The sequence below is a fragment of the Mycobacterium sp. IDUB_24 genome (assembly GCF_055419385.1).
The window spans coordinates 1,058,544-1,084,603 of sequence record NZ_JBVAXO010000001.1 but is presented as its reverse complement, the minus strand read 5'-3'; the positions used below and the strand labels follow the sequence as shown (position 1 = coordinate 1,084,603).

Sequence of the window (26,060 nt, the reverse complement as noted above, 5' to 3'; positions counted from 1 at the left end):
GCACCTGGCTAGCCGCGCCGAAGTGCGGCCCGCGGACATTCCTCTATCGCAAGAGCGGCGAGTTCTTCCAACTCAGCCGGGACCGGGTCCAGTTGGACCACCGAGTAGTCGTCCTCATCGAGTTGAAACAGCTGCGGTGCGAGCTTCTCGCAGACGGCATTGCCTTCACAGCGATCGAGGTCGACTTCGACGCGCACGGTAACCTCCAGCGGAGTTTATCCAAGTTCTTCTTGTAGAAATGATACCGCTCATCCGACGAGCAGACACGTAAGTACCCGAAAACTGCCGTTACGGGTACCTATGCGTCTGTTCGCGCGAGAGGCTACTGCGGCATTGCGGACTCGACCACCGTCAGCTTGTCCGAAAGCCCTGCGACCCTACGGATCTCGCGGAACTCCTCGACCATGCCGTCGGTGACCTCATGCGGATCATCGACCGTGGCGTCGTCGGAGAGCACCGAGATGTTGAGCTGGTCGACATAACTCCACACCGTGATGTTCAACCCGCTGCCGGTCGTGATCGGCCCCACCGAATAGATCTCGGTGACGGTGGCACCGCCGACCTTGCCGCGCTCCCGCGGCCCCGGGACGTTCGAGATGTTGAGGTTGAGCACCTTGTTCTGACCGTCCTGATGGGACAGCCATTTGAACATCGCCTCGACGGGCGCCGGCGGCATGTAGGCCGCCCACCGCGCGATCAGTTCTGGGCCGACCAACTGGTGGCTTTCCTTGGCCAGGGCCGCGGCATCATGCGCCCGGCGAACCCGCTCGGCCGTATCAGCGACATCCACCGGCAACTCCACCAATACGCCGCTGAACCGGTTGCCCGAGATGCGATCGGGTGAGAAGTCGAAGCTCATCGGCACCGAGGCCAGCAGCGGGTGGTCGGCCTGGCCGTCATATTTGAGGGACAGCGTGCGCAGCGCCCCCGACGACATTGCCAGCACCAGGTCGTTGATCGTCACCCCGAGCGCCTTGCTCGTCTCCTTGACATCCGCCAAAGCCAGTGTGGCCGTGGCGAACAGGCGCTTCTCATCGAGAATGTGGTTCATGAAGCTGGGCGGCGGCGTGAAGGGGCGGGTCAGCTCGGGCGACAGCTTGCGGTGGCTGCGCCGGACCCGACCCAAGCCCTGGGTTGTGTAACGGACGGTCGCGGGCAACCGGCCGAGTTGGCGCATGTGATCGGCGAACGCCGAGCGCACCAGTTCGGTCTTGGTGGGCGCCGGATCGGTGGCATACGAATCGTCGTCGCGCTGCGGGCCGTCGCGCAGGTCCATGCCGCGGGCCAACAGATTCGCCGACGCGACACCGTCAGCCAGTGCGTGGTGAATCTTGCCGACCACCGCGATCCGCCCATTCGCCAGACCTTCGACGAAGTACATCTCCCACAGCGGCCGGCTGCGGTCCAGCGAGGTGCTGCCGATCTCGCCGATGGCCTCGTCGAGTTCACGGCGCCCGCCCGGCGCGCGTACCCGCCACGGCCGGACGTGGTAGTCCAGGTCGACGTCGCAGTTCTCGCGCCACATCGGGTGATGGAACTTGAAGGGGATGTCGACGAGTTGGTAGCGGAACGGGTCGAGCATGTGCAGCCGTCCGCGGATCACCTCCCGGAACTCGTCGATCCCGAAAGTCCGCTCACCCATGCCTTCAAGCGCGATGACCGCGATCTTCAATGTGTGCATGTGCACGTTGGGCGTCTCTGTGTACAACAGGAACGCGTCCCACCCACTCAACCGTTTCACGGTGTCCCTCCCCAGGTGTGGATACGTCTAGATGACTGCTTTAGCCTCGTCAATCGCCCGGTTTCGGTGAATCTGGTTGAGGAACAAGCCAATTGCCGTAGCCATCGGCCCGGTTCTGGCCCCATCTGTCATATCGAAGGCATGTCCGGCGCCGGGCAGCTCGATGTAGCTCACCACTGCCCGTGACACAGCCTTGAGTTTGTCGACGAAACTGCGGGCCTGCGCCACCGGGATGACGCTGTCGCCGGTGCCGTGGATAACCAGGAACGGCGGCGCATCTGGATGGATCTGAGCAATCGGTGAGGCCTGCCGGAAGATCTCCGGATGGCGATCGAGCTTGCGGCCCACCACGATCCGTTCCAGGAAGTCGACGAACCGGGTCCGCTCCTCGGTGGAGCGGTCCTCCCAGTCGTAGCGCCCGTAGATGCCGACCACGGCATCGACCGACGTGTCGGCCCCGTCCGGCAGATCCCCCTGCAGATCCGGGTCGTTCGGGGTGAGCCCGGCCAGCGCGGCGAGGTGACCGCCGGCCGAGCAGCCCGCGACGGCGACGAAATTGCGATCGCCGCCGAACTTGTCGACATTGGCCCGCGCCCAGGCGATAGCGGCCTTGACGTCGGTGATGTGCCGCGGCCAACGATGATGCGGGGCCACCCGGTAGTCAATCGACAGGCACACCCAACCCTGCTGCGCCAGATGTGACAACAGCGCGTAGCCCTGCAGGATCCGGCCGCCGTGCACCCAGGCGCCGCCCGGCACGAACAGCAGCACGGGAGCCGGGGCAGAGCTGGGAAGTTCAGCGGGCCGCCACACATCGAGCAGCTGGGCCGGGTCGTCGCCGTAGCGCACCGAGGTCCGGTACACGTCGCGCCGGTACTCCATGGTGTGCCACAACGGCGGCATGCTGTCCGGGGCCGGCCAGTCGATGGCAAGGTCAGCCGGCGAGACCACGCCGCGCAGAGCTTCCTGGGCGACCGAGTTGGTCTGCTCCCGCTCCGCCTGCCGTAACTCGCCGTTGTCCGGCGTGAGCCAGGACTTCGCCGAGGAGGTGATGAATTCGGGCAGGTGACGGAACCCCCACACACTCATGGCGGTCAGGGCACCTAGCGGTTCGAGGTGCTTGCCCACCACTGGTAGCGAAGTCGATGCCACGCTGAGTGCCAGCATATGGTCGGCAGGCTTGGCATGCAGCAACCATCTGGCTCGATCAGCGAGCGTCGGTGCGGGGTACCGGTTATCCGGTCGTGCCGTCATTGCGCGAGCGTACCCCGCAGCGTATTGACTACGGCGACAACTTCGCCGACTTGTGCACCCGACGTCCAAATGTGACCTGGCTCACATCGACTTATCCACGCAACCCCCGTTAGCTTCGCTAACCATGACTAAGTCTGCGCTGGCCATCACCGAAGAGCACCAGGATCTCGCCGACGCTGCACTCGGCCAGTTGAACAGGCTCGGCAGCCGCGCAGCCGCACGCGCCACCCTCGAGATGGCGGGCAGCTACCCCGACGAGATCTGGTCAGCCGGTGCCGGCCTCGGCTGGAACGGGCTGGCCCTCTCCGAGGAATACGGCGGCTCGGGATTCAGCCTGCCCGAACTCGCGGTTGTAGTTGAGGTCGCCGGGCGCGAACTGTGCCCAGGACCCTTCCTGCCGACCGTTTCCGCCTCGGTGGTCATCGACCGCTACGCACCGGATTCCGTTCGTGCCGAACTTCTTCCGGGCCTCGCCGGCGGTGCGACAGTGGGGGCACTCGGCCTGGCCGGCTCGGTGAGTATCGGTGACGACGGCCTGCTCGGCGGGCAGGCCCGCGCGGTGCTCGGCGCACCCGACGCGCAGGTGCTCGTGCTGGCCGCCGGGGACGACATCGTCATCGTGGATGCCATGGCCGACGGGATCACCGTCACCGCACAAGATTCACTCGACACGACCCGCAGCATCGGCGCGGTGGATCTGCGGGCCGTCGCCGTCGACGGAAGCCGGATACTGCGCGGCGCCGCACGCCCGGCCCGCACGGTGTTCCGCATCCTCGCCTCGGCGGAGGCCGTCGGAGTGTCATGGGCCGCGCTCGACATGGCCGTCGAGTACGCGAAGGTGCGCGAGCAGTTCGGTCGCACCATCGGCACATTCCAGGCCGTCAAACACCACGCGGCCAACATGCTCGTCGACGCCGAGCAGACGACCGCCGCGGTGTGGGACGCTGCCCGCGCCGACAATCTCGACGGCGCGTGGTTCGCCGCCGCGGTGGCCGCGTCGCATGCAATCCGCGCGGTTGTCTTCAACGCCGAGAACAACATTCAGTTGCACGGCGGCATCGGTTTCACCTGGGAGCACGATGCACACCTCTACCTGCGCCGCGCCCGCACCCTGGCCGCGGTGCTCGGTGACGGCGCCGATCCACTGATCGACGTCGTCGACGGCCAACGCAGCGGCCAGGCCAACGGAGCCTCCTTCGCACTCCCCGCAGAGGCCGAGCGGTACCGGCAGGACGCGCGCGACGCCGCAGCCGCTGTCCTCGGGCTGCCCGAGGACCAGCGTCGCGACTACCTGGTGGACTCGGGCTACCTGGTGCCGCACTGGCCAAAGCCCTACGGCCGTGCAGCTGATGTGTTGGAGCAGTTGGTGATCGAGGAAGAGTTCGGTCCGGCGGGCAGGAGCGAAGCGACCGGGGAATCGGCACAGGTTGAGCGGGCGGATATGGGCATCACCGGTTGGGTGACCCTGACCATCGCCCAGGCCGGCACCGACGATCAGCGGCAGCGCTGGGTAGAACCGGTGCTGCGCGGGCAGGTCATGTGGTGCCAGCTGTTCTCCGAGCCTGGCGCGGGTTCGGATGCCGCCGCGGTGCGCACCGCGGCCAAGAAGGTCGACGGCGGTTGGCGGGTCACCGGTCAGAAGGTGTGGACCAGCCTGGCTCAGCACTGCCAGTGGGGCCTGGCCACCGTGCGCACCGACCCCGAGGCGCCCAAGCACGCCGGGGTGACAATGATGGCGATCGACATGAAAGCCCCTGGGGTGACAGTGAATCCGCTACGAGGTCTCACCGGCGACGCACACTTCAACGAGGTGTTCTTCGACGACGTATTCGTTCCCGATGCCGATGTGGTGGGCGATGTCAACCGCGGCTGGCTCGTCGCGCGTGCGACCTTGGGCAACGAGCGCATCTCGATCGGCGGCGGTTCTGCGGCACCGACCGGATTCGACGCCGACGAGCTGGTGGCCCTGATCGACGCCGATCCCGACGGAGCCCGTTACGCGCGCCGCGCCGGCGAGGTGATCGCCCTCGGGCACACGTTGCGCCTGCTGAATCTGCGCCGGGTCAGCCGCGCCATCGCCGGCGCCGAGCCAGGTCCCGAGGGCAACGTGACCAAGCTGCTGGTGGCCGAGCATTCCCAGCACCTGACCGAGCTGGGTATGGATCTCGTGGGCTCGGCCGGAGTCACCGGCCAGACGCAGAAGCTGACCCGGGCCTATCTCGGCAACCGTGCCATGACCATCGCCGGCGGAACGTCCGAGATCACCCGCAACACCATTGCCGAGCGCATCCTGGGCCTGCCCCGCGATCCGCTGCTGAAGTAGCCGGCGGCCTACACCGTCGGGACCGTGCCGCCGTCGACCACCACGTCGGCACCCACGATCGAGGATGCGGCGTCGGACACCAGGAACCCGACCACCTCGGCGACTTCGGCAGGCTGGGCCGGCCTCCCCAGCGGGATACCGCCAAGAGCGGACATCACCGTGTCGAGTGCCTCCTCGCGGGATCCGTCGGCGGCTGCGGCGATGCGATCGATCAACGCCTCGGCTGCCGTGGTCTGGATGAAGCCCGGGGATACGGTGTTGACCCGAATACCCTTGGGCGCCAACTCATTGGCCAGCCCTTTGCTGTAGGCCCGCAGTCCTGCCTTGGCCGCCGCATAACCCAGGGTGGCGTCGTACAGCGGCATGCGACTCTGAATCGACCCGATATGCACCACGGCGCCCGAACCCGCTTCGATCATCATGGGCAGCAGCGCCCGGTCGAGCCGCACCGCCGCCAACAGGTTCAGGCTGAGCTCATCGGTCCAATCCTGATCGCTGAGCGCCGCGAATCCTCCGGGTGGCGCCGCGGAGCCGCCCGCCGTGTGCACCAAGATCTGGGCACCGCCATTCCGGCGAACATGAGACGCCAGATCGGCGACATCGGTCACCGAGGTCAGGTCCGCGGCGACGAAGTCATCTGCTGCCAGGACGCCGTCACCCTGGTGACGAGCCACTATGGTCACGTGCGCACCGGCAGCCCGCAGCCGGGCGACGATCGCCGCACCGGCACCCTTGGTGCCGCCGGTGACCACCGCGCGCCGCCCCTGCAACGTGCTCATGCGTCAGCCCGAAAGACCGGCCAGCACAATGTGGTGGACCACTCCGTGGAATCGTCTGTGTCCCAGGCGAATCGCTCGTAGTACTCGCGCAGCGGACCCTCCACACTGATTTCGTGGCGGTTCGCGTACTCGCCGAGAGCGCTGTAGGCCAGGTCGACATCGTCATGCGATCCGCGGTGACGCACGACCGCGAGCTCGGCCGCCGGAATGACGACATCCCGCACGCGCCCGGCCGGCCGCACACCGCGTTCGACAGGAATGAACACCGTGGCGGTGCCGTGATCGTGGGCGAAGATGTCGAAGTCGAACAGCGCCGCGGGCGCACCAGCGGCCCCTGAGTTCGCATTTGCGGCGACCGTTGCCCGAAGTTCACCCATAGCGCCATGCCACCAGGGCAACAGATCGTCGCGGTCGACGGTCGCGGTGATCGCGGCGGCCGAGGTTGCCGTGACGCTGATGTGCTCGATCACCGCAGCTGCTGAATTCCCCCCGGGACGCTCGAGGATCGCACGCAGGGATTCGACGGCGCTGCGGGTCTCGGCGAGTTGGTCCTCCAACCGTTGCAAATGACCGCTGATCAGTCTGTTGCGGTCGGCTGGGGCGGACGTCAGCACCGCTCGCACATCGGCGATGGGCATGCCCAGCTGACGGAGCCGGCGCACCACCTGGGCCGTCGGCACCTGGTCGGCGACGTAGTACCGGTACCCGGTGCTCGAATCGATACGGTCCGGCTCGAGCAGGCCGACCTCGTGATAGTGCCGCAGCGTCTTGACGGACAGCTGCGTCATTCTGGAGAAATCTCCGATGGACAGATCGATCGTCATGAGGTCAGTGTGAAGGCTCCCCCAGGGGGAGACTCAAGGTTAGGTCTCGGCCTTGACCCTCCGCTTACCGACGAGTCGACGCTGTCGGCATGTCCATTGAACAGATGTGTGAAATACCTGCCGCGGCGCGCCGCTACGTCGATGCTGTCAATTCCCTCGATGTCGAAGCGGTCCTGGCCGCTCTCACTCCTGATGCGCTGGTCCACGACAACCAGCGCGAGTTCACCACTCCAGACGCCATCCGCACCTGGGTGCGCGACGAGATCGTCGGTGATCGAGTCACCATGCAGGTCATCGAGGTGGTGGAGCGGTCCGGGGTCACGGTGCTGCGAGCCCGTTATGACGGCGACTACGACAAGACGAATCTGCCAGAGGAGTTGATCCTCACCAACTACATCGTCACCCGCGAGGACTTGATCGCCGCGTTGTTCATCGTGATCAACAAGTCCTGACGCGGCATTTTTTCCACACCACCGAGATCACCGGGTAGAACTGTGGGGGTGACGACCGCCACCCCGCCCAGCTTCCATCCGGACCTCGAACGCATCGCCCGCTTCATCCCACGTCGGCTGGTGTCCAGACGCACGCTGCCGCTGCTGCAGCGGCTGACGGTGCTGCAGAACCGGCAGACACCGTCAGACGTCGAGGTGCTGACCTTGAGCTCCGGTGTCGGGGTGCGACTGTTCCGGCCGGCCGGTGCCACCGAGCCGACGCCTGCCCTGTTGTGGATCCATGGCGGCGGTTACGTGCTGGGCAGCCCCGCACAGGACGACGCCCTGTGCCGACGCTTCGCCAAGGAACTGGGCGCCACGGTGGCCGCGGTCAAGTACCGGCTGGCACCGCAGAATCCCTACCCGGCCGGGCTGGAGGACTGCTACGACGCGCTGAAATGGCTGGCGGCGCTGCCCGCGGTCGACGCCTCACGGGTCGCAGTGGCCGGCGCCAGCGCGGGCGGTGGGTTGGCCGCCGCACTCGCCCTGCTGGCCCGCGATCGCGGCGAGGTGTCCCTGGCCGCCCAGATTCTGGTCTATCCGATGCTCGACGACCGGTCGGTGGGCCCAGAGTTGGAGAATCCCGGCCACCGGCTGTGGACGCAGGGCAGCAACCAGTTTGGCTGGTCGGCCTACCTCGGAGGAGCCGATCCGGCCGTCGCCGTGCCGGGCCGACGTCTTGATCTCACCGGGCTGCCGCCGGCCTGGATCGGTGTCGGGACCTTGGACCTGTTCCATGACGAGGACATGGCCTACGCCGAGCGCCTGCGGGAAGCCGGGGTCGACTGCCAGGTCGAAGAGGTGTACGGGGCGTTTCACGGATTCGACCAGATCGCCGCGAAAACGCCGGTGGCGCAAGCTTTCATGGCCAGCCAGTGCGCGAACCTACGCGCCGCGTTCGCCTGATTCATGCTGCTGGCGCAGGTACCGGCAGGCCAGTCCCAGCAGTGACCGGTCGGCGGCCGACAGCACCCTGACCCTGGGCACCTGACCGGAGACGATCCCGGCGAACCGGACGAACAACTGCTCAGCGGTCATACCGAACTCGAGCCAGATGTCGTCCTCGCGAGGGCCCCCGTACGGAGCCCACGCGAGGACGAACTTCAACAGGAGACGTTCGAAGGAGTCCATCTACCGGCCAGGTCGATGTTCCGGTCTCGAAGGACCGCAGTCTCGAACACTTCAGTCTCGAACAACGTTGTCCTCGAACACGATCCGGCCGATCAACTCGTAGCGGCGCGGATCGCGCAGCTTGAAGTAGGTGGCCATGGCCGCGCCGAATACGAACACCCCGACCACGATCCACGGGGTCAGTTTGAACAACAGCGTGCCGGATGCGGTGCCCGCGGCAGCGTCCTTGTGTTCCCACAGCAGGTACACGACGTAGAGCATGCCGATCCCACCGAGGCCGGGGGCGATCAACGTCTTGAACCAGTGCTTGGACACCGGATGGTTCTTGCGGATGTGGAAGTAGCTGATCACCGAGAAGGCACACAGCGACTGGACGATCAGGATCGCCATGGTGCCGAGGATCGCCAGCAGTGTGTACATGTGCACGTAGGGGTCCATCCCGGCGAACAAGAACGCCAGGATGATGACGAGGGTGATCCCGCTCTGTACGAACGAGGCGATGTGCGGTGAGCCATGCGTGGGATGCGTTGCGCCGATGGTCTTCTGGAGGCCCTTGGACAGACCTTCCCGGCCCAGCGCGTACAGGTAGCGGGAGGCGCAGTTGTGGAACGCCATGCCGCAGGCGAATGACCCGGTGACCAGCAGGATGTTGAACACCGTGATCGCCCACTCGCCGTAGGCGCTGCGTACCGGGGCGAAGAAGATCTCCGAGGACGTCGCGGAATCCTGCGCGAGTTCCACAGCGTGCTGCGGTCCGGTGCCGGCGATGGCCATCCAGGACACGAACACGTAGAACAGGCCGACGCCGAGGACGCTCAGCATGGTGGCCCGGGGAATGATCTTCTTGGGGTTACGCGACTCCTCGCCGTACATCGCGGTGGATTCGAACCCGACCCACGACCAGAAGGCGAAGAACAAACCCAATCCGGCGCTGGCGCCGGCGATTCCGGCGGCCGGGGTGAATGCGCCGATCGGGTTGAGGGTCTCGGCGACCGCGAAGCCCTGCGGACCTCCACCCCTGACCAGCACCGCCAGCGCGCCGAGTGCGAGCATGACGATCTCGGTCACCAGGAACACGCCGAGCACCTTGGCGGTCAGGTTGACGTCGAAGTAGGTCAGGACCGCGTTGATCACCAGCATCAGCAGCGCCGGGATCACCCAGTGAATGTGGATGCCCAGTTGGGATTGCATGAAGTTCTGGAAGAAGAACGAGAAGATCCCGATCAACGAGGCCTCGAACACCACATAGGCCATGGTGATCAGCCCGCCGCTGGCCATCCCGGCGATACGGCCGAGACCGTGGGAGATATAGCCGTAGAAGGCACCGGTGGTGGTGATGTGCTTGGCCATGGTCGCGTAGCCGACGGCGAAGAGGCCGAGCACGACGGTCGCGACGATGTAGCCGGCGGGTGCGTGCGAACCATTTCCCGAACCGACAGCGATGGGCACGTTACCGACCATTGCCGTGATCGGAGCGGCGGTCGCCACCGCCATGAAGATGACGCCGACCGTGCCGACGGCGTTGCGTTTCAGTCTTTGAACATCGTGAGCTGCGTTTTCGCTCCCAGCGACGGCTTGATCGGTCATCTATCGGGGCACCTTCCAGGTAACAGTGGGATCCCTGATGTGGCCTGGGCCACAGTCGAGACCTACGTATATTGGCACTACCAAAATCGATTGGCAAGCACTTCTCGCAACCATTGACAGAAATGGTTGCGACCGTTTACGGTGAGGCCCATCACAGCTACCGGATAGCTGGAGAGGGAGCCGCATGTACGACTACGGCACGTTCACGTTCGAATCCAAAGCCGAAGTGCTGGAGAAGGCGAAGACGTTCTGGAATCCAGACAAGACACAGTTCTGGACTGATACCGGTGTCGATCTGGTGATCGACCGCCGCGAGGGATATTTCCTGTGGGACATGGGCGGCCGCCGCCTGATCGATCTGCACCTCAACGGTGGCACCTACAACCTCGGGCACCGCAATCCCGAAGTGATGCAGGCGATCACCGAGGGCATGGAGCATTTCGACGTCGGCAACCACCACTTCCCATCGGTGGCCCGCACCGCCCTGGCGCAGCGCTTGGTCGAGACCGCGCCGGCGTCGATCACGAAGGTGGCGTACGGGTCCGGAGGCGGTGAGGCGATCGACATCGCGCTCAAGAGCGCCCGGCACGCCACCAAACGCCGCAAGATCGTCTCGATCGTCAAGGCCTACCACGGCCACACCGGCCTAGCCGTGGCCACCGGCGACGACCGGTTCGCCAAGTTCTTCCTGGCCGACCAGCCCGACGAGTTCCTCCAGGTGCCGTTCAACGACATCGAGGCGATGGAACGTGTGCTGGCCCCCGGCGATGTCGCAGCGGTGATCATGGAGACCATCCCGGCCACCTACGGATTCCCGCTTCCCGCACCTGGTTACCTGGAAGCCGTCAAGGCCATCACCGAGAAGCACGGCACTCTGTACATAGCCGATGAGGTGCAGACCGGCCTGATGCGCACCGGTGAGCTGTGGTGCATCACCAAACACGGCATCGAGCCCGACATCCTGGTGACCGGCAAAGGCCTGTCCGGTGGCATGTACCCGATCACCGCGGCCCTGCTCGGCGATCGCGCCGCGAAGTGGCTCGACGAGGACGGCTTCGGCCACATCTCCACCTTCGGTGGCGCCGAGCTGGGCTGTGTCGCCGCGCTGAAGACCCTCGAGATCTCCACCCGCCCCGAAGTCCGTTCGATGGTCCACTACATCGCCGACATCTTCGACCACGGGCTGCAGCGCATCCAGGCCGACCACCCGGACTGGTTCGTCGGTATCCGGCAGAACGGTGTGGTGATCGGCCTGGAGTTCGACCACCCCGAAGGCGCCAAGTTCGTGATGCGGGAACTCTACGAGAACGGAGTGTGGGCGATCTTCTCGACGCTGGATCCCCGTGTCCTGCAGTTCAAACCGGGTCTCCTGCTCTCGCGCGAACTCTGCGAGGACGTCCTGGACCGCCTCGCTGTAGCGGTGGCCAGGGCCGAGACCGTCGTGAGAGGACGTAAAGCATCATGACCAGTACCGCACAGGCCGGCCACATGCTGGAGCGGGCCGGCTGGGCCGCGGCAGCCTACGCCGATTACGACGCTGTGGCGGTGAACAACATCGTCAACGCGGTGGCCGACGCGGCCTACGCCGCAGCCGAACGGTTCGCCGCCGAGGCGGTGGCCGAGACCGGGATGGGTGTGGTGGCCGACAAGGTCACCAAGAATCGGGCCTGCTCACGCGGGATCGTCGACTACTACCGAGGCGAAGATTACGTGTCGCCGCGCGTCGACGAGGCCCGCAAGATCGTCGAGCTGCCCCGGCCGGCGGGCGTGGTGCTGGCATTGACGCCGACCACCAATCCCGTTGCCACGGTGTACTTCAAGGTGATCCTGGCGCTGATGACCCGCAACGCCGTCGTCGTCGCTCCGCACCCGAGGGCCAAGCAGTGCTCGGCCGACGCGGCCCGGCTGCTTGCCGAGGCCGCGGTGGCCGCCGGCGCACCGGACGGCATCATCCAGGTGGTCGAGGAACCGTCCATCCCTCTGGTGCAGGCGCTGATGGCCGACGAGCGCACCGACGTCATCGTGGCGACCGGGGGCACCGGCGTCGTGCGTGCGGCGTACTCCTCCGGTAACCCCGCACTCGGTGTCGGCCCCGGCAATGTCCCGGTGTTCGTCGAGGCCAGCGCGGACATCAACGCCGCGGCCAAGCGCATCGTGGACAGCAAGGCCTTCGATAACTCGGTGCTGTGCACCAACGAATCCGTCCTCATCGCCGAGGGCGCGATCGCGGGCAAGCTCAACGGCGCACTGACCCGTGCCGGCGCGCACATCCTCGATGAGGATGGCGCACGGCGCCTGCGGGCCTACATGTTCGCCGACGGTCACCTCAACACCGACGTCGTCGGGCGCGATGCCGCATGGATCGCCGGGCAGGCGGGCCTGCGGGTCACCCCCAAGACCCGGGTGCTGATCGCGCCGTTCGACGACGTGATCTCCGAGGAGATGCTGGCCCACGAGAAGCTGTCCCCGGTGCTCGGCATGACCACCGCGGCCGACGCCGCACGTGGTATCCGCGCCGCCCGGGCAGTGGTGCGGATCGGCGGGGCCGGTCACTCGGCGGCGATCCACAGCGAAAATCCCTCGCTGATAGCCGATTTCGCCGCCCGGGTACCGGTGCTGCGGGTGTCGGTCAACGTGGGCAACAGCACTGGCAGTTCGGGACTGGACACCAACCTGGCACCGTCGATGACCATCGGCACCGGGTTCGTCGGGCGCAGTTCGATCGGTGAGAACCTGCAGCCGCAGAACCTGATCAACTGGGCCCGGATCGCCTACAACAGCGACTCCGCGGTGCCCATGGGCAATTTCGCGGGCCTCGACCCGTGGCACTCCCCCGCCCGCCCGGTGCCCGCGTATCCGTATGCCTCCAACGACCGAGACGGTGCGCCGGTGACGTCTCGCCGCGCGTACCCGACCGCAAGCCGGTCATCTGACCCTGGCCTGGACACGCTGCGCGCCGAACTGCGCGCGCTGGTCGCCGAAGAACTCGCACAACTGATCAAGAGGTAGGGCTGTGGCTGAACTTCGTTCTTTCATCTTCATCGACCGGCTGCAACCGCAGACCATGTCGTATCTGGGCACCTGGATCAAGGGAGCTCTTCCCCGTGCCGATCAGGCCGCCCAGATCATCGAGGTGGCCCCCGGACTGGACATCGAGGGCGTCACCGACGTCGCTCTCAAGCACGCCGAGGTCAAGGCCGGAATCCTGGTGGTAGAGCGACAATTCGGCTATCTGGAGTTCCACGGCGAGACGGGTGCGGTCAAAGCTGCCGCAGACGCCGCACTGGACGAACTGGGCGGCAACACCGGAAGCGCGGTGCAGCCGAACGTGCTGGCCTCACGGATCATCTCCAGCGTCGACCACCAGCACGCATTCCTGATCAACCGCAACAAGATCGGCTCGATGGTGCTCCCCGGGGAATCACTGTTCGTGCTCGAGGTGGCCCCCGCGTCCTACGCCATCCTGGCCACCAACGAGGCCGAGAAGGCCGCGGACATCAAGGTGGTCGATTTCCGGATGATCGGCGCCACGGGCCGGGTGTACCTGTCCGGGACCGAGGCCGATGTTCGTACGGCCGCCGAGGCAGCCCGGGACGCGCTGGCGAGGGCCACCGCGTGAGCATCAACCGGGACGAACTGCGCGCCCTCGTGCGTGAGGTGGTGCGGGAGGCCGTTCGGGATGTCGCTGCTGCCACGAAGACTCCGGGGCCGGTGGCTGTCCCCCCACCACCGGCTCCGGCTCCATCTGCCCCGCCAACGGTCGCGGACCAGTTCGGCGTGGAACCCACCGGGCCCCGTGCCGTCGACGGCAAGAACCGCACCGAGACAGTGCAGTTGACCAATGACCGAGACCTCGACAGCTTTGTCCGGAAGCTGTTGCGGCTCTTCGAGAGCCCGAAGACCCGGGCCGACCTCAAGACAGGTCGGCTCAGCTTCAGGCTGTTGGGATCCACCCGGCCATCCGGCGGGGGAGCCAGCAGGCGCATCGAAAGCGGCGCGGTAACCGAACGGCAGATCGCCGACATGGCCGGCGGCACGCTCGTGCTCGGCCGCAAGGCGGTGCTCACCCCGCTGGCCCGAGAAAAAGCCCGAACTCTGGGGGTCACGATTGAGAAGGAGCGCAAATGATCTCAGCGGTTGTCACCGGCAACGTGTGGTCGACCCGTCGGATCGACGGCATTCCTCCCGGCGCGTTCCTAGAGGTCGAGATCGACGGCACCGGGTCGAAGCTGATCGCCTTCGACGTCCTCGGCAGCGGTGTGGGCGAACGGGTCCTCGTCGCCCAGGGCTCGGTCGCCTCGGGGTGGTTCACCGGCACCCCGCCTCCGGTCGACGCACTCATCATCGGCTCCATCGATACCAAACCTGATACCAAACCCAACAAATAAGGAGAAACACCTATGTCCAGCAACGCAATCGGACTGATCGAGACCAAGGGCTACGTGGCTGCGCTGGCCGCTGCCGATGCCATGGTCAAGGCCGCGAACGTCACCATCACCGATCGCCAGCAGGTCGGCGACGGCCTGGTCGCCGTGATCGTCACCGGTGAGGTGGGTGCCGTCAAGGCCGCCACCGAGGCCGGTGCCGAGACCGCCTCGCAGGTGGGCGAACTGGTGAGCGTGCACGTCATCCCGCGTCCGCACAATGAACTCGGCGCGCACTTCGCGGTTGCCAGCAAGTAGCCATGCCGACCAAAGCAGAGGAGAGTACGCGGATTCGCACCCAGATCCGCGTCTACCTGTTGGTGGAGGACCTGCAGCGCCAGTTCGCCGCCTACCTCGGAACGCCGACCCGGGCCCGGGGTTACCCGCCGTACGAGGGTGAGCACGCGCTGATCGTCGAGGTGTCCCCCGCCTTGGCGATCGAGCGGGTGATCGACCTGGCGCTGCGCGAGGTCCCCGGCATCCAGCCCGGAATCCTCTACGTGGAGCGCCAATTCGGTGTTCTCGAGATCCACTCGGCCAATCTGGAGGATGTGCAGCGGGCCGGCGAGGCGATCCTGGCCGGCACCGGCAACAAGGCCTCCGACCAGCTGCGGCCGCAGGTGCTCTACCACGACATCATCGAGAACATCACCGATCAGCATGCGGTGATCCTCAACCGCAACCGGCAGGCATCGATGATCCTGCCCGGGCAGTCACTGCTGGTGTACGAGATGACCCCGGCGTTGTTCGCAGCGGTGGCGGCCAATGAGGCGGAGCGGGCCGCACCTGGGCTTACTGTGGTTGACGTGCAGATGATCGGTGCCGCTGGAAGGCTCTACATCGGCGGCAGCACCGCCGACGTAACCGTGGCGAGGGATCGGATCACCGCGGTGCTCGATGGTATTGAAGGACGGGATCACTAATGGTCATCACCGACGAGATCGATGTCGCCCAACTGGCGCTACGCCAGTACGACATCGGGACTGACGCGACCCTGCGGTTGCTGAACCTGTCCGAGAATGCCACCTATCTCGTCGAAGATGCCGGCGCCCAGTCGATCCTGCGGGTGCACCGGCAGGCCTATCACCAGCCCCACGAGATCGAGTCGGAACTGGACTGGCTGCAGGCGTTGCGGGCCGACAGCGACGTCACGGTGCCCACCGTGCTGCCGGCCCTCGACGGCCGGCGGCTGGTCACCGTCAACGCCGATGGAACCGACCGCCACGCCGTGCACTTCGGCATGGTCGCCGGGGCCGAGCCCGACGAGGGCACGTTGACCCTCGACGATTTCCACACGCTGGGCCGGATCACCGCTGCGCTGCATGACCATTCGCAGCGGTGGGAGCGCCCGCCCGGGTTCGGCCGGTTCTCCTGGGACTGGGAACACAGCCTGGGGGCGGCTCCCCGTTGGGGCCGCTGGCACGATGCCGAAGGCGTCGGCGCGGCCGAGCAGCAGGTGCTGGAGCGCGCCCAGGCGCTGCTGCACGATCGGCTGCACGCCTACGGCACCGGTCCCGACGTCTACGGCCTGATCCACGCTGACCTGCGGTTGGCCAATCTGCTGGTGGATCCTGACCCTATGGGAACTCCCAAGATCACCGTCATCGACTTCGATGACTGCGGATTCGGTTGGTACTTCTATGATTTCGGCACCGCGGTGTCGTTCATAGAGGACGACCCGGCACTGCCGGAATGGCAGGACGCCTGGGTGAGCGGCTACCGCACGCGACGCGACCTGCCTGCCTCGGACGAGGACATGCTGGCGTCGTTCGTGCTGCTGCGCAGGCTGCTGCTGCTGGCCTGGATGGGCAGCCACAGCCACTCCAGGGAATCGGCGACCAAGGCCATCAGCTACGCCGCGGGTAGCTGCGAACTCGCCGAGCGCTACCTGCGCTCCAACGGCCTCAACCTGACCTGACTCTCAAAAGGACCCCAACCATGTTCGCATCGCTTCAGGGCCGTTCGGCCATCGTCACCGGTGGCAGCAAGGGCATCGGCCGCGGCATCGCCCAGACGTTCGCCAACGCCGGCGTAGACGTCCTCGTCACCGGGCGCAACCAGTCCGACCTCGATGAGGCGGTCGCGGCGCTCGCCGACGCCCCGGGTCGGGTCAGTGCCCTGCGGGCGGACGTGACGAGCCCCGAGGACGCCCGCCAGGTGGTCAGTGCCGCCGTCGAGCGGCACGGCGGGCTGGACATCGTCTGCGCCAACGCCGGCATCTTCCCGTCCGGGCGCTTGGAGGACCTCACCCCCGACGACATCGACCAGGTCCTTGCGGTGAACTTCAAGGGCACCGTCTACATCGTGCAGGCCGCACTCTCGGCGCTGACCGCGAGCGGCCACGGACGCGTCGTCATCACGTCGTCGATCACGGGGCCCATCACCGGCTACCCCGGCTGGTCGCACTACGGGGCGTCCAAGGCCGCCCAGCTGGGCTTCCTGCGCACCGCCGCGATGGAACTGGCCCCGAAGAAGATCACCATCAACGCCGTGCTGCCTGGCAACATCATCACCGAGGGCCTGGTCGAAATGGGCCAGGACTACATGGACCAAATGGCCTCGGCCGTGCCTGCCGGCCGACTCGGATCGGTCGCCGACATCGGCAATGCGGCGCTGTTCTTCGCCACCGACGAAGCCGGGTACATCACCGGACAGTCGCTGGTCGTGGACGGCGGACAGATTCTGCCCGAATCGCACATGGCGATCGCTGAACTCTAGTTCAACCCGGATAGAATTGGCTGTACCAATACACGTGCAGGGGGGCCGGGGTGGCAGTTCACAGCGAAGAGTTGCGCAGGCACATCGTCGCCGACATCAACGCGGGCACCCCCGGCGCCAAACTCGGCAGTGAGCGTGACCTGGCCGAGCACTACGGCACCAGTCGCTCCAGCCTGCGCCAGGTGCTGGCCGCGCTGGAGGAAGCCGGGTTGGTACACCGGGTCATCGGCCGGGCCGGCGGCATCTTCATCAGCCACGGGCAGGTCGAGCGGCACCTCGCCGATGTGGTCGGTGTCCCCGCCTTCCTGGCCAACCAGGGTTATGTCGCCGGCACCCGGGTGCTCTCGACGCGCATCACCACCCCCGACGACGCCACCCGGAGCGCGCTGCGTCTGGGCCCCGGCGACTACGTCATCGAGATCCAGCGCGTCCGCCTGGCCGACGGTTCGCCCATCTCGCTCGAACACGCGCAATTCCCCGCGGACACCTTTCCCGGCCTGCTCGACCAGCAGTTGGGTGGGTCACTCTACGAAATCCTGCAGTCCCAATACGGTTTGGTCACCGGCCGGGCCGATGAGCGTATCGAGGCGGTCAACGCCACCAGCAATGAAGCCACCCTGCTCGGCATCAAACCGAAGGCGGCACTTCTGTTGATCACGCGGGTGACCTACGACCAGAACGGTTCCCCGTGCGAGTTCTCCCGCGACCTGTTCCGCGGGGACCGCACGGCATTGGCTGTCACGGCGAAGGGCAGCGGCATCGCCACCCACGCCGACGCCAACACTGCCTCGGTCACGCTGCAGCGGCAGGCCGGCTGACGGAATTTCTCACCCGTCCTCTGGCTGGTCGTCGGGGCTCGCTATCTGGAACCCCTCAGGCTCGGCGATCGCCTCGTCGACGTCGCGCGGCGGAGCCTGCCCGACCTGCCTGTCGGGCCGTTCCGCATCAAGCTTGCTATCGAGCGATTCCGGCTCGCCCGCACGGTCAGCGCCGTGCCACTGCTCCGGCGCATCGACCACATCGTCGCCGTCCGCATTGGCGACCTCGTCGGAATCGGTCGACTCACTGGGCGAGAGGGTGTCGTCCGGGCCATTGTCGATATCGCTCATGGCACTGGGATGCCCACGACGCGGCTGCGGGAAACTCGATGGGAAACCGATCACGCCGCACTCTGAGCAGGCGCAGAGGTCACGCCCTTGACGAAGTCACCCATATAGCCGATGGCACGCCTGCCCTCCGGCAGGATCTCGGCGGCGAGCGGGAAGTCGTGTATCTGGCCACTCCACACATGCAACTCGCAGTGTGCGTGAGCATCGGCCAGCCGCTCGGCCACCAATTCTGAGTCAGCCAACAGCAATTCGTCGGCACTCACGTGAATCATGACCGGTGGCATACCCGTGAGATCGGCCGTGGCCGGATCGATCAGCGGCTCGGCATTGCACCGGTTCGGCTGGCATTGGCTACGTCGTACGGACCGGGCGAAAGCCGACAACGCCGCCCCGGTGAACATCGAACACCGAGAGATGTTGCGATGAGCTAGTTTCCGTGTGGGGTCCAGGTCGATCAGCGGTGAGATCGCGGCCAGGCCTGCTGCTGGCACCACACCGCGGGCCAACGCCCTGAGCGCCGTCCCGAAGGCCAGGTATCCGCCTGCCGAATCGCCCGCAATCACTGTGCGCTGCGCGTCGTAGCCCCGCCGCCGTAACCAGGACAATCCGGCCAGGGCGTCCTCGACCCCGTCTGCCGGTCCGCACACGGGCAACATCCGGTAACCGACATTGAGCACCAGCGCATCAGCGGCGGCCGACAGCCGGGCAGCCAAAGCACGGTGGGTGTTGAGCCCACAGGTGACGAACGCCCCACCGTGCAAGTACAAGATCGCGTTACGCCCTGATGTCCCTTGTGCCCGCACCAGTTCCGCCGGACACTTCGGCAGTGTCACGGGCTCCACCGACACCGATGAGCGACGCGGGACCAGACCGACGACATCGTCTATGGAGCTGAGCGGCCAAGCCAGATCCGGCTGCAACGCCCAGGCGCGGATCAGGTTCTTCACCGCGACCCGACAGCCGATCCCCAGGGCCGCGGCTTCCAGGCTGTGTCTGCGGTGCAATACCCGTTTGGCCGCGTACGCCCCGGTCATGGCGATCATCTCCTTGTGTCATCACAACGAATACCCGCGCTGGGCGTGGCAAAACGGCCGATACGGGTATTCCCCGATGATGAACAGCGCAGCACAGTTCGTGCCCGAAACACGGGAGCTGTCCGAACTCGCAGAGGCAGCGCAGCAGTGCGAGGGGTGCCCGCTGTATCGACACGCCACGCAAGCGGTTTTCGGGTCCGGTCAACCGTCAGCCCGGGTGATGTTGGTGGGTGAGCAACCGGGTGACCAGGAGGACCGGGAGGGAACACCCTTCGTCGGTCCGGCCGGCCGCATCTTGGACAAAGCCTTGGCCGCGGCCGAGATCGACCGCGACGACCTGTACCTCACCAACGCCGTGAAGCACTTCAAGTTCACCACCAACGAGCGCGGCAAACGTCGTATCCACAAGACTCCCAGCCGAACCGAGGTGGAGGCATGTCGGCCATGGATTCTCGCTGAATTGGACACGATCTCCCCGGACGTGGTCGTCTTACTCGGAGCAACCGCAGCCAAATCGCTGCTCGGCAACGACTTTCGGGTGTCACGCCACCGCGGGGAGATCCTCCACGCCACAGGCCTGGAGCCGTGCGGGGACCCGGCGCTGATCGCGACGATTCACCCGTCGGCAGTGTTGCGTGGACCGTCGGAGACCCGAGACGAAGCCTTCGACGGACTGGTCGCCGACCTTCGCACCGCTTATGCGACGACGCGAACCGTGCGCAGCGAAGGATCGGCCGGGTCCGGCACATTCATGCCTGCCACCAGTCCGGTACGCAGGTAATCCAAGACGGCCTCATTGATCCGTTCCCCGGGAACCACCGCCGGGATGCCGGGCGGATAGGGAGTGATCTGTTCAGCGGAGATCCGGCCCACCACCTCCTCCACCGGAATATCCGCGACGGGGCCGAAAAACGCATCCCGCGGCGTCATCACGCTGTCCAGTTCCAACTCCTCGGGCGCGGGCAGTTCGACCCGCGGCGGCGGGTCGAAGTCGTGAGCGGCCTTGCGCCACAGCTTGAGCGCTTCGACCAGCCGGCCTGCGGTATCTGAACCGTCGGCCAGCGACATCGTGGCCAGCACCCGGCGATGGTCGGTCATGCCCAGATCGAGTTGGCAGTACTCCCGCAGCCAGTCCGCAGCCTGATATCCCGAGGTGCCCGTCGCCGAGACGTCGATCAGCACCTGCAGACGATCCAGATCGTGCGAGGCCTGCTTACCCAACAACTCCTGGTCAAGGACCTCGATGTCGTCGATCTCCTCGATCTCGCGCCGCGTCGCGTCAGCCAAATCCAGTGCTGCGCCCATCAACTCGTGACCATGTTCGACCATCTGCCGACGCCATCCGTCAATTGCGCTGTACACCAGCACATTCGGACTCGTCGTCATCAGCAGGTCCGCACATGCCGACAGCCGGTTCTGGTCCACGAGGTCGCCCTGCAGGTGAAAAACCGAGCCCTGCTCGAACCCGGCACCCATCTTGTGGACGCTGACCACGCACACGTCCGCGCCCGCATTCATCGCCCACGTGGGCAGATCCTCGTGGAAGGGCAGATGCGCGCCCCACGCCTCATCGACGATCAGCGGCTTCCCCCGACGATGACAGACCTCGGCGATTCCCTCGATATCGGCGCAGGTGCCGTACGGGCTGGGGCTGACGATCAGCGCAGCGGCTGCATCCGGGTGACGCTGCCAGGCCTGCTCCACCTGTTGCGGCGACGGGGGGTGAGACAGGTGCCGTTCGGCGTCCCACTGCGGGGTGATCCAGCGCGGCACCAACCCCGAGAAGATCAGCCCGGCGACCACCGACTTGTGGCTGTCCCGGCTCAGCAGCAGGCTGCCGTCGCACCCGGCCACCGCCATCATCGCGGCTTTGACCGACAGCGAACTTCCGCACGTGGAGAACCAGGCCACCCGTGCTCCCACCGCCTCGGCCATCAAGTCCTCCGCCCGTTTGAGATAGCCGTTGCTCATCCGCCGGTCATCGAGGCCGCCGCTGGCCAGCACATCGCTGAAGAACGGCTCCCGCCCCAGTACCTGCAGCACTCGGTGATCGACACCGCGGCCCTGACGATGCCCCGGCGGAGAAAACCCGTACCGGTTGGAGTTGTGGTACTCGTGCAATGCGTCAAGTAACGGCGCCGTGGCCTGATTGCCCGTCATGGCGGGTGAGTACCCACATCAACCCAACCCCCACACACGCGGCTGTCATCACGCCGAATGCCGTCGGGAACGAGAACGAAGTGGCCAGCGCACCGACGACCAGAGACCCCAGGCCGGTCCCCGTATCGAATCCGACGTTCCAAGCCACACTGACCGCGCCGCGGGCGTGCTCACCGGTGGCGGCGAACGCTTGCACCAGGGTGAGGTTCTGCAACGCCCCGTAAGCGATGCCGAGCAGCACACTGCCGAGAATCACGACGACTGCACCGCTGATCGAGCCGAGGGTGATGCCGGTCGCGATCACCGCCAGACCGACCGCGCCCACTCCCAGCATCGGAGCGATGAACCTGGCCGGGCCATGACGATCGGCAACGCCCCCGATCCACCACCGGGCAAGTGCGGCCGTCCCCGTCATGCCGAGCAGCGCCGCAAATGCGGTTACCGCGCCACCCAGTTGCGGGGCAAAGGTCAGGATCCCGCCGCCCGCGGCGGTGATCACCACAAGGGCGGCAATCGGGCCGACGAGCCCACCGATACCGCGGAGTCGATCGGGATGCTCCGCGGGAGTCAAAACCGGTGCTGGGCGGGCAAATGCCAGCGGTAGCCCCAGTAGCGGGGCGGCAGCGAGCACGAATACCAGCTGATAGCCGATATTTTCGGCCAGCCATGGCGCCAGTGGGATGAGCACGAACTGCGGTGCCGCAATGGCCAGCCCGTACGCGCCGATCGCCCGGCCGCGACGCTTCTGCGGGATGAGTGCGGCGATACCACCGACTCCGCAGACCGTCAGGATGCCGAAGCCCAGTCCACGCAACGCCGCGAGGACCAACACCTGCCACAGGGACGAAGTAAACGCGTGCAGCAGTGCCGGTGCCCCCAGCAGGACCAGCCCGAGCGACAGCGTGAGCGCCCATCCGGCTCGCCGCAACACCCGCCCGACCAGCAGTTGCGCGATGACCGTACACAGCATGAGCACGCTGTTGACGACGCCGGCACCCAGGTTGTCGGCGCCGATGCGCACCGCCCACATCGGGGCAACCGGTAGCAGCAGGGAAAACCCGGCGAATCCCACTGCGGCACAGGCCAGCAACGCGGGCATGCCTGATACCCGCCACACGCTGTCCCGGCTCACCGCTGGAACACCACCGCACCGGCGATGATGGTGGTGGCCACCAGATCGGCGTCGAGCGCATCCACCACCCGCTGCGGAGAGCCCGTCAGCAGGCAGAGGTCGCCAGGCTCAGCGGGGGCGACGCGCCGAGGCCGGGCCGGATTCCCCGCGCCGCCCAGAAACAGCGTCAACGCGCGGCGGCCCGAGATCCGCTCGACCGGGTTCAGGACCACACCGCGCGGCGTGCGGCGATGTACCGCGGCGCGCATGGTCGCCCAGGGGTCGGGATTCCCGAACGGCGCATCGGTGGACAGTGCCACCGGCACCCCGGCGGACAGCAGAGTGGCCAGCCGCCACAGCTGATGTTGTTCGGCGCCAGGCACATCCGTGCGGTACTGGTCCCCCCGCTCCGCGACGAAGTTGGGTTGGGTCACCACCGTGATCCCGAGGGCGACGAGCTCGTCGACGAGGTCCCCGGGCACCATCGCGGCATGCTCGATCCGGTCGGCGGGATGGCTGCCCGCGGCGCGCAGTGCGGCGATGGTGACGACGAGCTGGGCCGAGGTCACGCAATGCACCGCCACCGGTGCGCCGGCCCGATGGCGCTCGGATATCCAGGCGGACAGTGCGTCCAGGTCAAGGCTGTCGTCGTGCAGGATCCGCTTGCCCGGGGCCAGGTAGTGCACACGCTGCAGCAGGCCCGCGGGGCGGTCCGCCGGTTGCAGGTCAGGCGTGGCATCGGTGACGCCGGTGACACCAAAGCCGGCCAACCTGGCGCTGAACTCCTCAATCTGGGCGGGACGCCGCTGCAACGCATCTGACCACGTCCGGTCCGCGCTACGCAGCCGCCCGTCGGGGTGATCGCCCAACCCCAGGGCCGCGAGGCCGGGCGAGTTCACCGTCCACATCACCCCGCTGCGATGCTGCACCCGCACCGGTGTTCCGGGCATCAACCGGTCCAGTACGTGGCGGTCCAACGGGCCCGCCACCGCATCGTGATAGCCGACCGCCCGGATCCAACCGTCGCCGCCCACCACCGCGGCGGTCAACGCCCGTGCCAGTCCTGCCTCATCGCCCACCTCGGCGGGGCCGACCCGGATCGACTCCCCCTCGGCCGCCGCCGAGTGCACGTGGAGATGGTGATCGTGCAGCCCGGGAATCACGGTGTGAGATGCCGCGTCGAGCACCTCTTCGCCAGGCTCGGGCGACAACGACTCGGCGACCTGCCCGATGGTATCGCCGACCCGGATGTCGACCACTGTCCCGTCGAGCAGCGTCGCGTGACGAATCAGCATGGGCCCGCGGTCCGTTCCGCCACCAACCGGTGCACTGACTCGTTATCGGCACCGAGTTGCGGTCCGGGCGGCCCGACGGCAGGACGCGCCGGCGTCACCTCGTGGCCGTCGCCCTCCAGCGAGCTGTACGCGGCAGCCACAGCCGCCATCGAGAATTCGATCAGCTCACCGCCTCCGCGTTCCCGCGATGCCGCCACCGCAGCGGCGGCGTGCAGCCCCGTGAGCGGGTCGGCAATGGCGTCACCGCTGAATACCGGTGCACCACCGTGGTATTCGACCAGCCCTCCGGATACCGCGGCATCGTCGCCGAATGCCACCCAGTCGGCGTTCTCCCCGACGGTGCCATGCCCGGTGATGCGCAACCAGATCCGCCCGCGCCTGGGAGCAGGAGTATCGGGCCCCAGCCCACGCCGCGCCAGTGCAGCCGGCCGCGAAGCCTCGATCACCACATCGGCTGCCCCGATCAGCGCGGCCAGATCGCGGATGTCATCGAAATCAGTGGCGTACGAAAGCTTTCCGCCGTTCATCCAGTCGAAGAATTCCGGTGGCCCGGAACGGGTCCCGTCCGGGCGGCTCCAGCTCTCGACCTTGACCACGGTGGCCCCGGCCCGGGCGAGCAGTTGTCCACACAACGGCCCGGCCCACATCGACGACAGATCGGCCACCAACATACCGGCGAACGGTGCGGCACCGGGCGGCCCGATCGGGCGCACCACCGGCGGCGCGGGCGGAGTTTCACCGAGCACACCCGCCGGCAGCCCGAGCAGGCGCGCGCGTTCGGCCACCTCCGCAGAGCCGGATTCGGCAACCCACCTCCCGATCGCCGGCCATGGGTCGGCGCCTACCGAATCGTCCTGCAGCAGTGCGGGGATCATGGCGATGTCATCGGGGCGCGAGAGGGTCAGCGCACACCATCCGTCGCGGGTGGCCAGCAGGCGCGTGGCCCCGCCCGCCGAGATCTGCCCTCGCGGCGCGATGTCCAACAGTGCGGCGCGGCCGGTGAGCAGTTCAGTGGCGTCGACCGTCACCCCGGTGTCGGCGGTGAAGCCGTCGGCGACCGCCTGGGCCTGCCTCAGCACGGCCCTCGGGATCACCAACTGCGCCATCAGAACTGCAACGCGCTGAACCGCCAGTCCAGCACCTGGCGGTCGGGATCGTCGGGTCCGCCGGCCGCGTACACCAGCGAGCGCAACCTCAGCACCCCGGCGTCGGCCGACTCGACGTGCAGCTCGCTGAACAGGGTGTCACCCTCGTGTACAGGACCGGTGTGGTCACAGGACTCCCAACCCAGGACGGTGACCAGGTTCGGTAGCAACCGGTTCGCTTGGGCCAGGGCCAGGCCGATGGTGTGTCCGCCGTACACCAGGCGCCGGCCACCGGCGCGCCAATCATGATGGGTGGCAGCGATGTTCAGCGTCAGCCGAGCGAGTTCGGGTGCACTGCTGACTACATCGGCGGTGCTGTGCAGCACCACGCCCGCCAGGCCTGGATTAAAATGCGGCCCCGGCACCCGGGCGCGGAACACGTCGGCGTCCCAGCCGGCGGTGGGGTTCGGGGCTGTCGCATCGGCCCCGATCATCGACAGATCGTCGGCATGACCGGTGTCGATGTCGTCCCTGGACAGTGGGAGCATCGCGCAGCGGTAGAAGTCGAGCACCTTGCGATCTTTCTGGTCGACCGTAGTCATCCGCAGGGCGGCCAGGCCAGTGGCCGCTCGCCCGGGCTTCATCGAATTCTGTTTGAGACCAACCACTTCGGTGCGGGTGTACAGGCTATCCCCGATCACCGGGCAGCGGTGGAACGCCAGGCCGCGGTAAAACAAGTTCGCCTTGACCCGTTGCGTCACCAGCGTGCTCTGGCCGATCGCCACATCGCACACCAGCGCCGGATGCGCCAGCGGGCCCGGCTGCCCCGTCACCGCGGCAGCCAGCTCGGCATCGAGCGCCAACCGCAGCCGGTCGCCGAGGATCGCCTGATGGGTTGTGGCCGCGCCGGCAGTCAACGTCATCGACGGCGCAGTGTCGAATACCTGGCCAACCGCCAGGTCATCGAAGTAGGGACCACCCATCACCCCTGGCA

At 66.8% G+C, this 26,060-nt stretch carries 28 protein-coding genes; 14 read left to right on the top strand and 14 right to left on the bottom strand.

Translation table 11 applies throughout. The annotated features are described in order from the left end of the window. Window positions 1-8: 8 nt before the first annotated feature. The 3 genes from ACZYZF_RS05305 to ACZYZF_RS05295 form a co-directional block, all read right to left on the bottom strand. Window positions 9-197 (bottom strand): ferredoxin, encoded by a 189-nt coding sequence (locus ACZYZF_RS05305; RefSeq protein ID WP_463743197.1) that lies wholly within the window; start codon window positions 195-197, stop codon window positions 9-11. Window positions 198-322: 125 nt separating this feature from the next. Continuing rightward, complete coding sequence (locus ACZYZF_RS05300; protein ID WP_463743198.1) at window positions 323-1,741, bottom strand: WS/DGAT/MGAT family O-acyltransferase; 1,419 nt, start codon at window positions 1,739-1,741, stop codon at window positions 323-325. A gap of 27 nt (window positions 1,742-1,768) precedes the next feature. Beyond that, window positions 1,769-2,995 (bottom strand): alpha/beta hydrolase fold domain-containing protein, encoded by a 1,227-nt coding sequence (locus tag ACZYZF_RS05295; protein WP_463834758.1) that lies wholly within the window; start codon window positions 2,993-2,995, stop codon window positions 1,769-1,771. A 124-nt stretch (window positions 2,996-3,119) separates the two neighbouring features. Between ACZYZF_RS05295 and ACZYZF_RS05290 the strand changes: the two genes are divergently transcribed. Beyond that, a complete protein-coding gene (locus ACZYZF_RS05290; protein ID WP_463834756.1) occupies window positions 3,120-5,318 on the top strand; it encodes an acyl-CoA dehydrogenase in 2,199 nt (732 codons plus the stop codon). Between the two features lie 8 nt (window positions 5,319-5,326). Here ACZYZF_RS05290 and ACZYZF_RS05285 read toward each other — a convergent pair whose 3' ends face one another. Next, window positions 5,327-6,097, bottom strand: a complete 771-nt coding sequence (locus ACZYZF_RS05285; RefSeq protein ID WP_463834755.1) for an SDR family oxidoreductase — start codon at window positions 6,095-6,097, stop codon at window positions 5,327-5,329. Further along, the gene (locus tag ACZYZF_RS05280) at window positions 6,094-6,921 is read right to left on the bottom strand and encodes a MerR family transcriptional regulator (RefSeq protein ID WP_463743202.1); all 828 of its coding nucleotides are present in this window, start codon (window positions 6,919-6,921) and stop codon (window positions 6,094-6,096) included. Before ACZYZF_RS05280 ends, ACZYZF_RS05285 begins: the two co-directional genes overlap by 4 nt. Before the next feature lie 89 nt (window positions 6,922-7,010). On the opposite strand from ACZYZF_RS05280, the gene ACZYZF_RS05275 reads away from it, so the two are divergent. Both ACZYZF_RS05275 and ACZYZF_RS05270 read left to right on the top strand, forming a co-directional pair. Beyond that, entirely contained in the window at window positions 7,011-7,373 is a 363-nt protein-coding gene (locus ACZYZF_RS05275) for a nuclear transport factor 2 family protein (protein ID WP_463743203.1), read from the top strand. Between the two features lie 48 nt (window positions 7,374-7,421). After that, the gene (locus tag ACZYZF_RS05270; RefSeq protein ID WP_463834754.1) at window positions 7,422-8,318 is read left to right on the top strand and encodes an alpha/beta hydrolase; all 897 of its coding nucleotides are present in this window, start codon (window positions 7,422-7,424) and stop codon (window positions 8,316-8,318) included. On the opposite strand, the gene ACZYZF_RS05265 is transcribed toward ACZYZF_RS05270, so the two are convergent. After that, window positions 8,298-8,543, bottom strand: coding sequence for a hypothetical protein (locus ACZYZF_RS05265; RefSeq protein WP_463834753.1), 246 nt, complete (start codon window positions 8,541-8,543; stop codon window positions 8,298-8,300). The genes ACZYZF_RS05270 and ACZYZF_RS05265 overlap by 21 nt on opposite strands. Before the next feature lie 51 nt (window positions 8,544-8,594). Next, window positions 8,595-10,130 (bottom strand): APC family permease, encoded by a 1,536-nt coding sequence (locus tag ACZYZF_RS05260; RefSeq protein ID WP_463743206.1) that lies wholly within the window; start codon window positions 10,128-10,130, stop codon window positions 8,595-8,597. A gap of 184 nt (window positions 10,131-10,314) precedes the next feature. Here ACZYZF_RS05260 and ACZYZF_RS05255 point away from each other — a divergent pair, with 184 nt between their 5' ends. Genes ACZYZF_RS05255 through ACZYZF_RS05210 form a run of 10 tightly spaced genes read left to right on the top strand, consistent with a single transcriptional unit; the run spans window position 10,315 to window position 18,090 of the window. Further along, window positions 10,315-11,595, top strand: coding sequence for a class-III pyridoxal-phosphate-dependent aminotransferase (locus ACZYZF_RS05255; protein WP_463743207.1), 1,281 nt, complete (start codon window positions 10,315-10,317; stop codon window positions 11,593-11,595). Continuing rightward, a complete protein-coding gene (locus ACZYZF_RS05250) occupies window positions 11,592-13,139 on the top strand; it encodes an aldehyde dehydrogenase family protein (RefSeq protein ID WP_463834752.1) in 1,548 nt (515 codons plus the stop codon). The genes ACZYZF_RS05255 and ACZYZF_RS05250 overlap by 4 nt, the downstream gene beginning before the upstream one ends. Window positions 13,140-13,143: 4 nt before the next feature. Then, complete coding sequence (locus tag ACZYZF_RS05245; protein WP_276129495.1) at window positions 13,144-13,749, top strand: BMC domain-containing protein; 606 nt, start codon at window positions 13,144-13,146, stop codon at window positions 13,747-13,749. Beyond that, window positions 13,746-14,258 (top strand): hypothetical protein, encoded by a 513-nt coding sequence (locus tag ACZYZF_RS05240; RefSeq protein ID WP_463743209.1) that lies wholly within the window; start codon window positions 13,746-13,748, stop codon window positions 14,256-14,258. Before ACZYZF_RS05245 ends, ACZYZF_RS05240 begins: the two co-directional genes overlap by 4 nt. Beyond that, entirely contained in the window at window positions 14,255-14,518 is a 264-nt protein-coding gene (locus ACZYZF_RS05235; RefSeq protein WP_454787673.1) for a EutN/CcmL family microcompartment protein, read from the top strand. The genes ACZYZF_RS05240 and ACZYZF_RS05235 overlap by 4 nt, the downstream gene beginning before the upstream one ends. A 12-nt stretch (window positions 14,519-14,530) precedes the next feature. Continuing rightward, a complete protein-coding gene (locus ACZYZF_RS05230; protein ID WP_044514625.1) occupies window positions 14,531-14,812 on the top strand; it encodes a BMC domain-containing protein in 282 nt (93 codons plus the stop codon). Window positions 14,813-14,814: 2 nt separating this feature from the next. Continuing rightward, the gene (locus ACZYZF_RS05225; RefSeq protein WP_090433533.1) at window positions 14,815-15,477 is read left to right on the top strand and encodes a microcompartment protein; all 663 of its coding nucleotides are present in this window, start codon (window positions 14,815-14,817) and stop codon (window positions 15,475-15,477) included. Beyond that, entirely contained in the window at window positions 15,477-16,472 is a 996-nt protein-coding gene (locus ACZYZF_RS05220) for a phosphotransferase enzyme family protein (protein ID WP_463743211.1), read from the top strand. The genes ACZYZF_RS05225 and ACZYZF_RS05220 overlap by 1 nt, the downstream gene beginning before the upstream one ends. Before the next feature lie 20 nt (window positions 16,473-16,492). After that, on the top strand, window positions 16,493-17,272 hold the full coding sequence (gene fabG, locus ACZYZF_RS05215) for a 3-oxoacyl-ACP reductase FabG (protein WP_463743212.1): 780 nt from the start codon (window positions 16,493-16,495) through the stop codon (window positions 17,270-17,272). Between the two features lie 50 nt (window positions 17,273-17,322). Beyond that, on the top strand, window positions 17,323-18,090 hold the full coding sequence (locus tag ACZYZF_RS05210) for a GntR family transcriptional regulator (RefSeq protein WP_463743213.1): 768 nt from the start codon (window positions 17,323-17,325) through the stop codon (window positions 18,088-18,090). Window positions 18,091-18,099: 9 nt separating this feature from the next. Here ACZYZF_RS05210 and ACZYZF_RS05205 read toward each other — a convergent pair whose 3' ends face one another. After that, window positions 18,100-18,381: a hypothetical protein gene (locus ACZYZF_RS05205; protein ID WP_463834750.1), complete on the bottom strand. Its 282-nt coding sequence runs from the start codon at window positions 18,379-18,381 to the stop codon at window positions 18,100-18,102. Window positions 18,382-18,431: 50 nt separating this feature from the next. Continuing rightward, window positions 18,432-19,424, bottom strand: a complete 993-nt coding sequence (locus tag ACZYZF_RS05200; RefSeq protein ID WP_463743215.1) for an alpha/beta hydrolase — start codon at window positions 19,422-19,424, stop codon at window positions 18,432-18,434. A gap of 70 nt (window positions 19,425-19,494) precedes the next feature. On the opposite strand from ACZYZF_RS05200, the gene ACZYZF_RS05195 reads away from it, so the two are divergent. Further along, on the top strand, window positions 19,495-20,196 hold the full coding sequence (locus ACZYZF_RS05195) for a UdgX family uracil-DNA binding protein (RefSeq protein ID WP_463743216.1): 702 nt from the start codon (window positions 19,495-19,497) through the stop codon (window positions 20,194-20,196). Here ACZYZF_RS05195 and ACZYZF_RS05190 read toward each other — a convergent pair. From ACZYZF_RS05190 to ACZYZF_RS05170, 5 genes are read right to left on the bottom strand one after another with little or no spacing between them, the layout of a single operon-like run. After that, window positions 20,112-21,575, bottom strand: a complete 1,464-nt coding sequence (locus ACZYZF_RS05190; protein WP_463743217.1) for an aminotransferase class I/II-fold pyridoxal phosphate-dependent enzyme — start codon at window positions 21,573-21,575, stop codon at window positions 20,112-20,114. The two genes, ACZYZF_RS05195 and ACZYZF_RS05190, sit on opposite strands and share 85 nt — an antisense overlap. After that, window positions 21,541-22,707 carry an MFS transporter gene (locus ACZYZF_RS05185; RefSeq protein WP_463743218.1) on the bottom strand — a complete coding sequence of 389 codons (1,167 nt, stop codon included), beginning with the start codon at window positions 22,705-22,707 and terminating at the stop codon, window positions 21,541-21,543. Before ACZYZF_RS05185 ends, ACZYZF_RS05190 begins: the two co-directional genes overlap by 35 nt. Then, entirely contained in the window at window positions 22,704-23,981 is a 1,278-nt protein-coding gene (locus ACZYZF_RS05180) for an amidohydrolase family protein (protein WP_463743219.1), read from the bottom strand. The genes ACZYZF_RS05185 and ACZYZF_RS05180 overlap by 4 nt, the downstream gene beginning before the upstream one ends. After that, window positions 23,975-25,087, bottom strand: coding sequence for a CoA transferase (locus ACZYZF_RS05175; RefSeq protein ID WP_463834749.1), 1,113 nt, complete (start codon window positions 25,085-25,087; stop codon window positions 23,975-23,977). Before ACZYZF_RS05175 ends, ACZYZF_RS05180 begins: the two co-directional genes overlap by 7 nt. Next, window positions 25,087-26,049, bottom strand: a complete 963-nt coding sequence (locus tag ACZYZF_RS05170; RefSeq protein WP_463744134.1) for a hotdog family protein — start codon at window positions 26,047-26,049, stop codon at window positions 25,087-25,089. The genes ACZYZF_RS05175 and ACZYZF_RS05170 overlap by 1 nt, the downstream gene beginning before the upstream one ends. Between the last annotated feature and the right edge of the window lie 11 nt (window positions 26,050-26,060).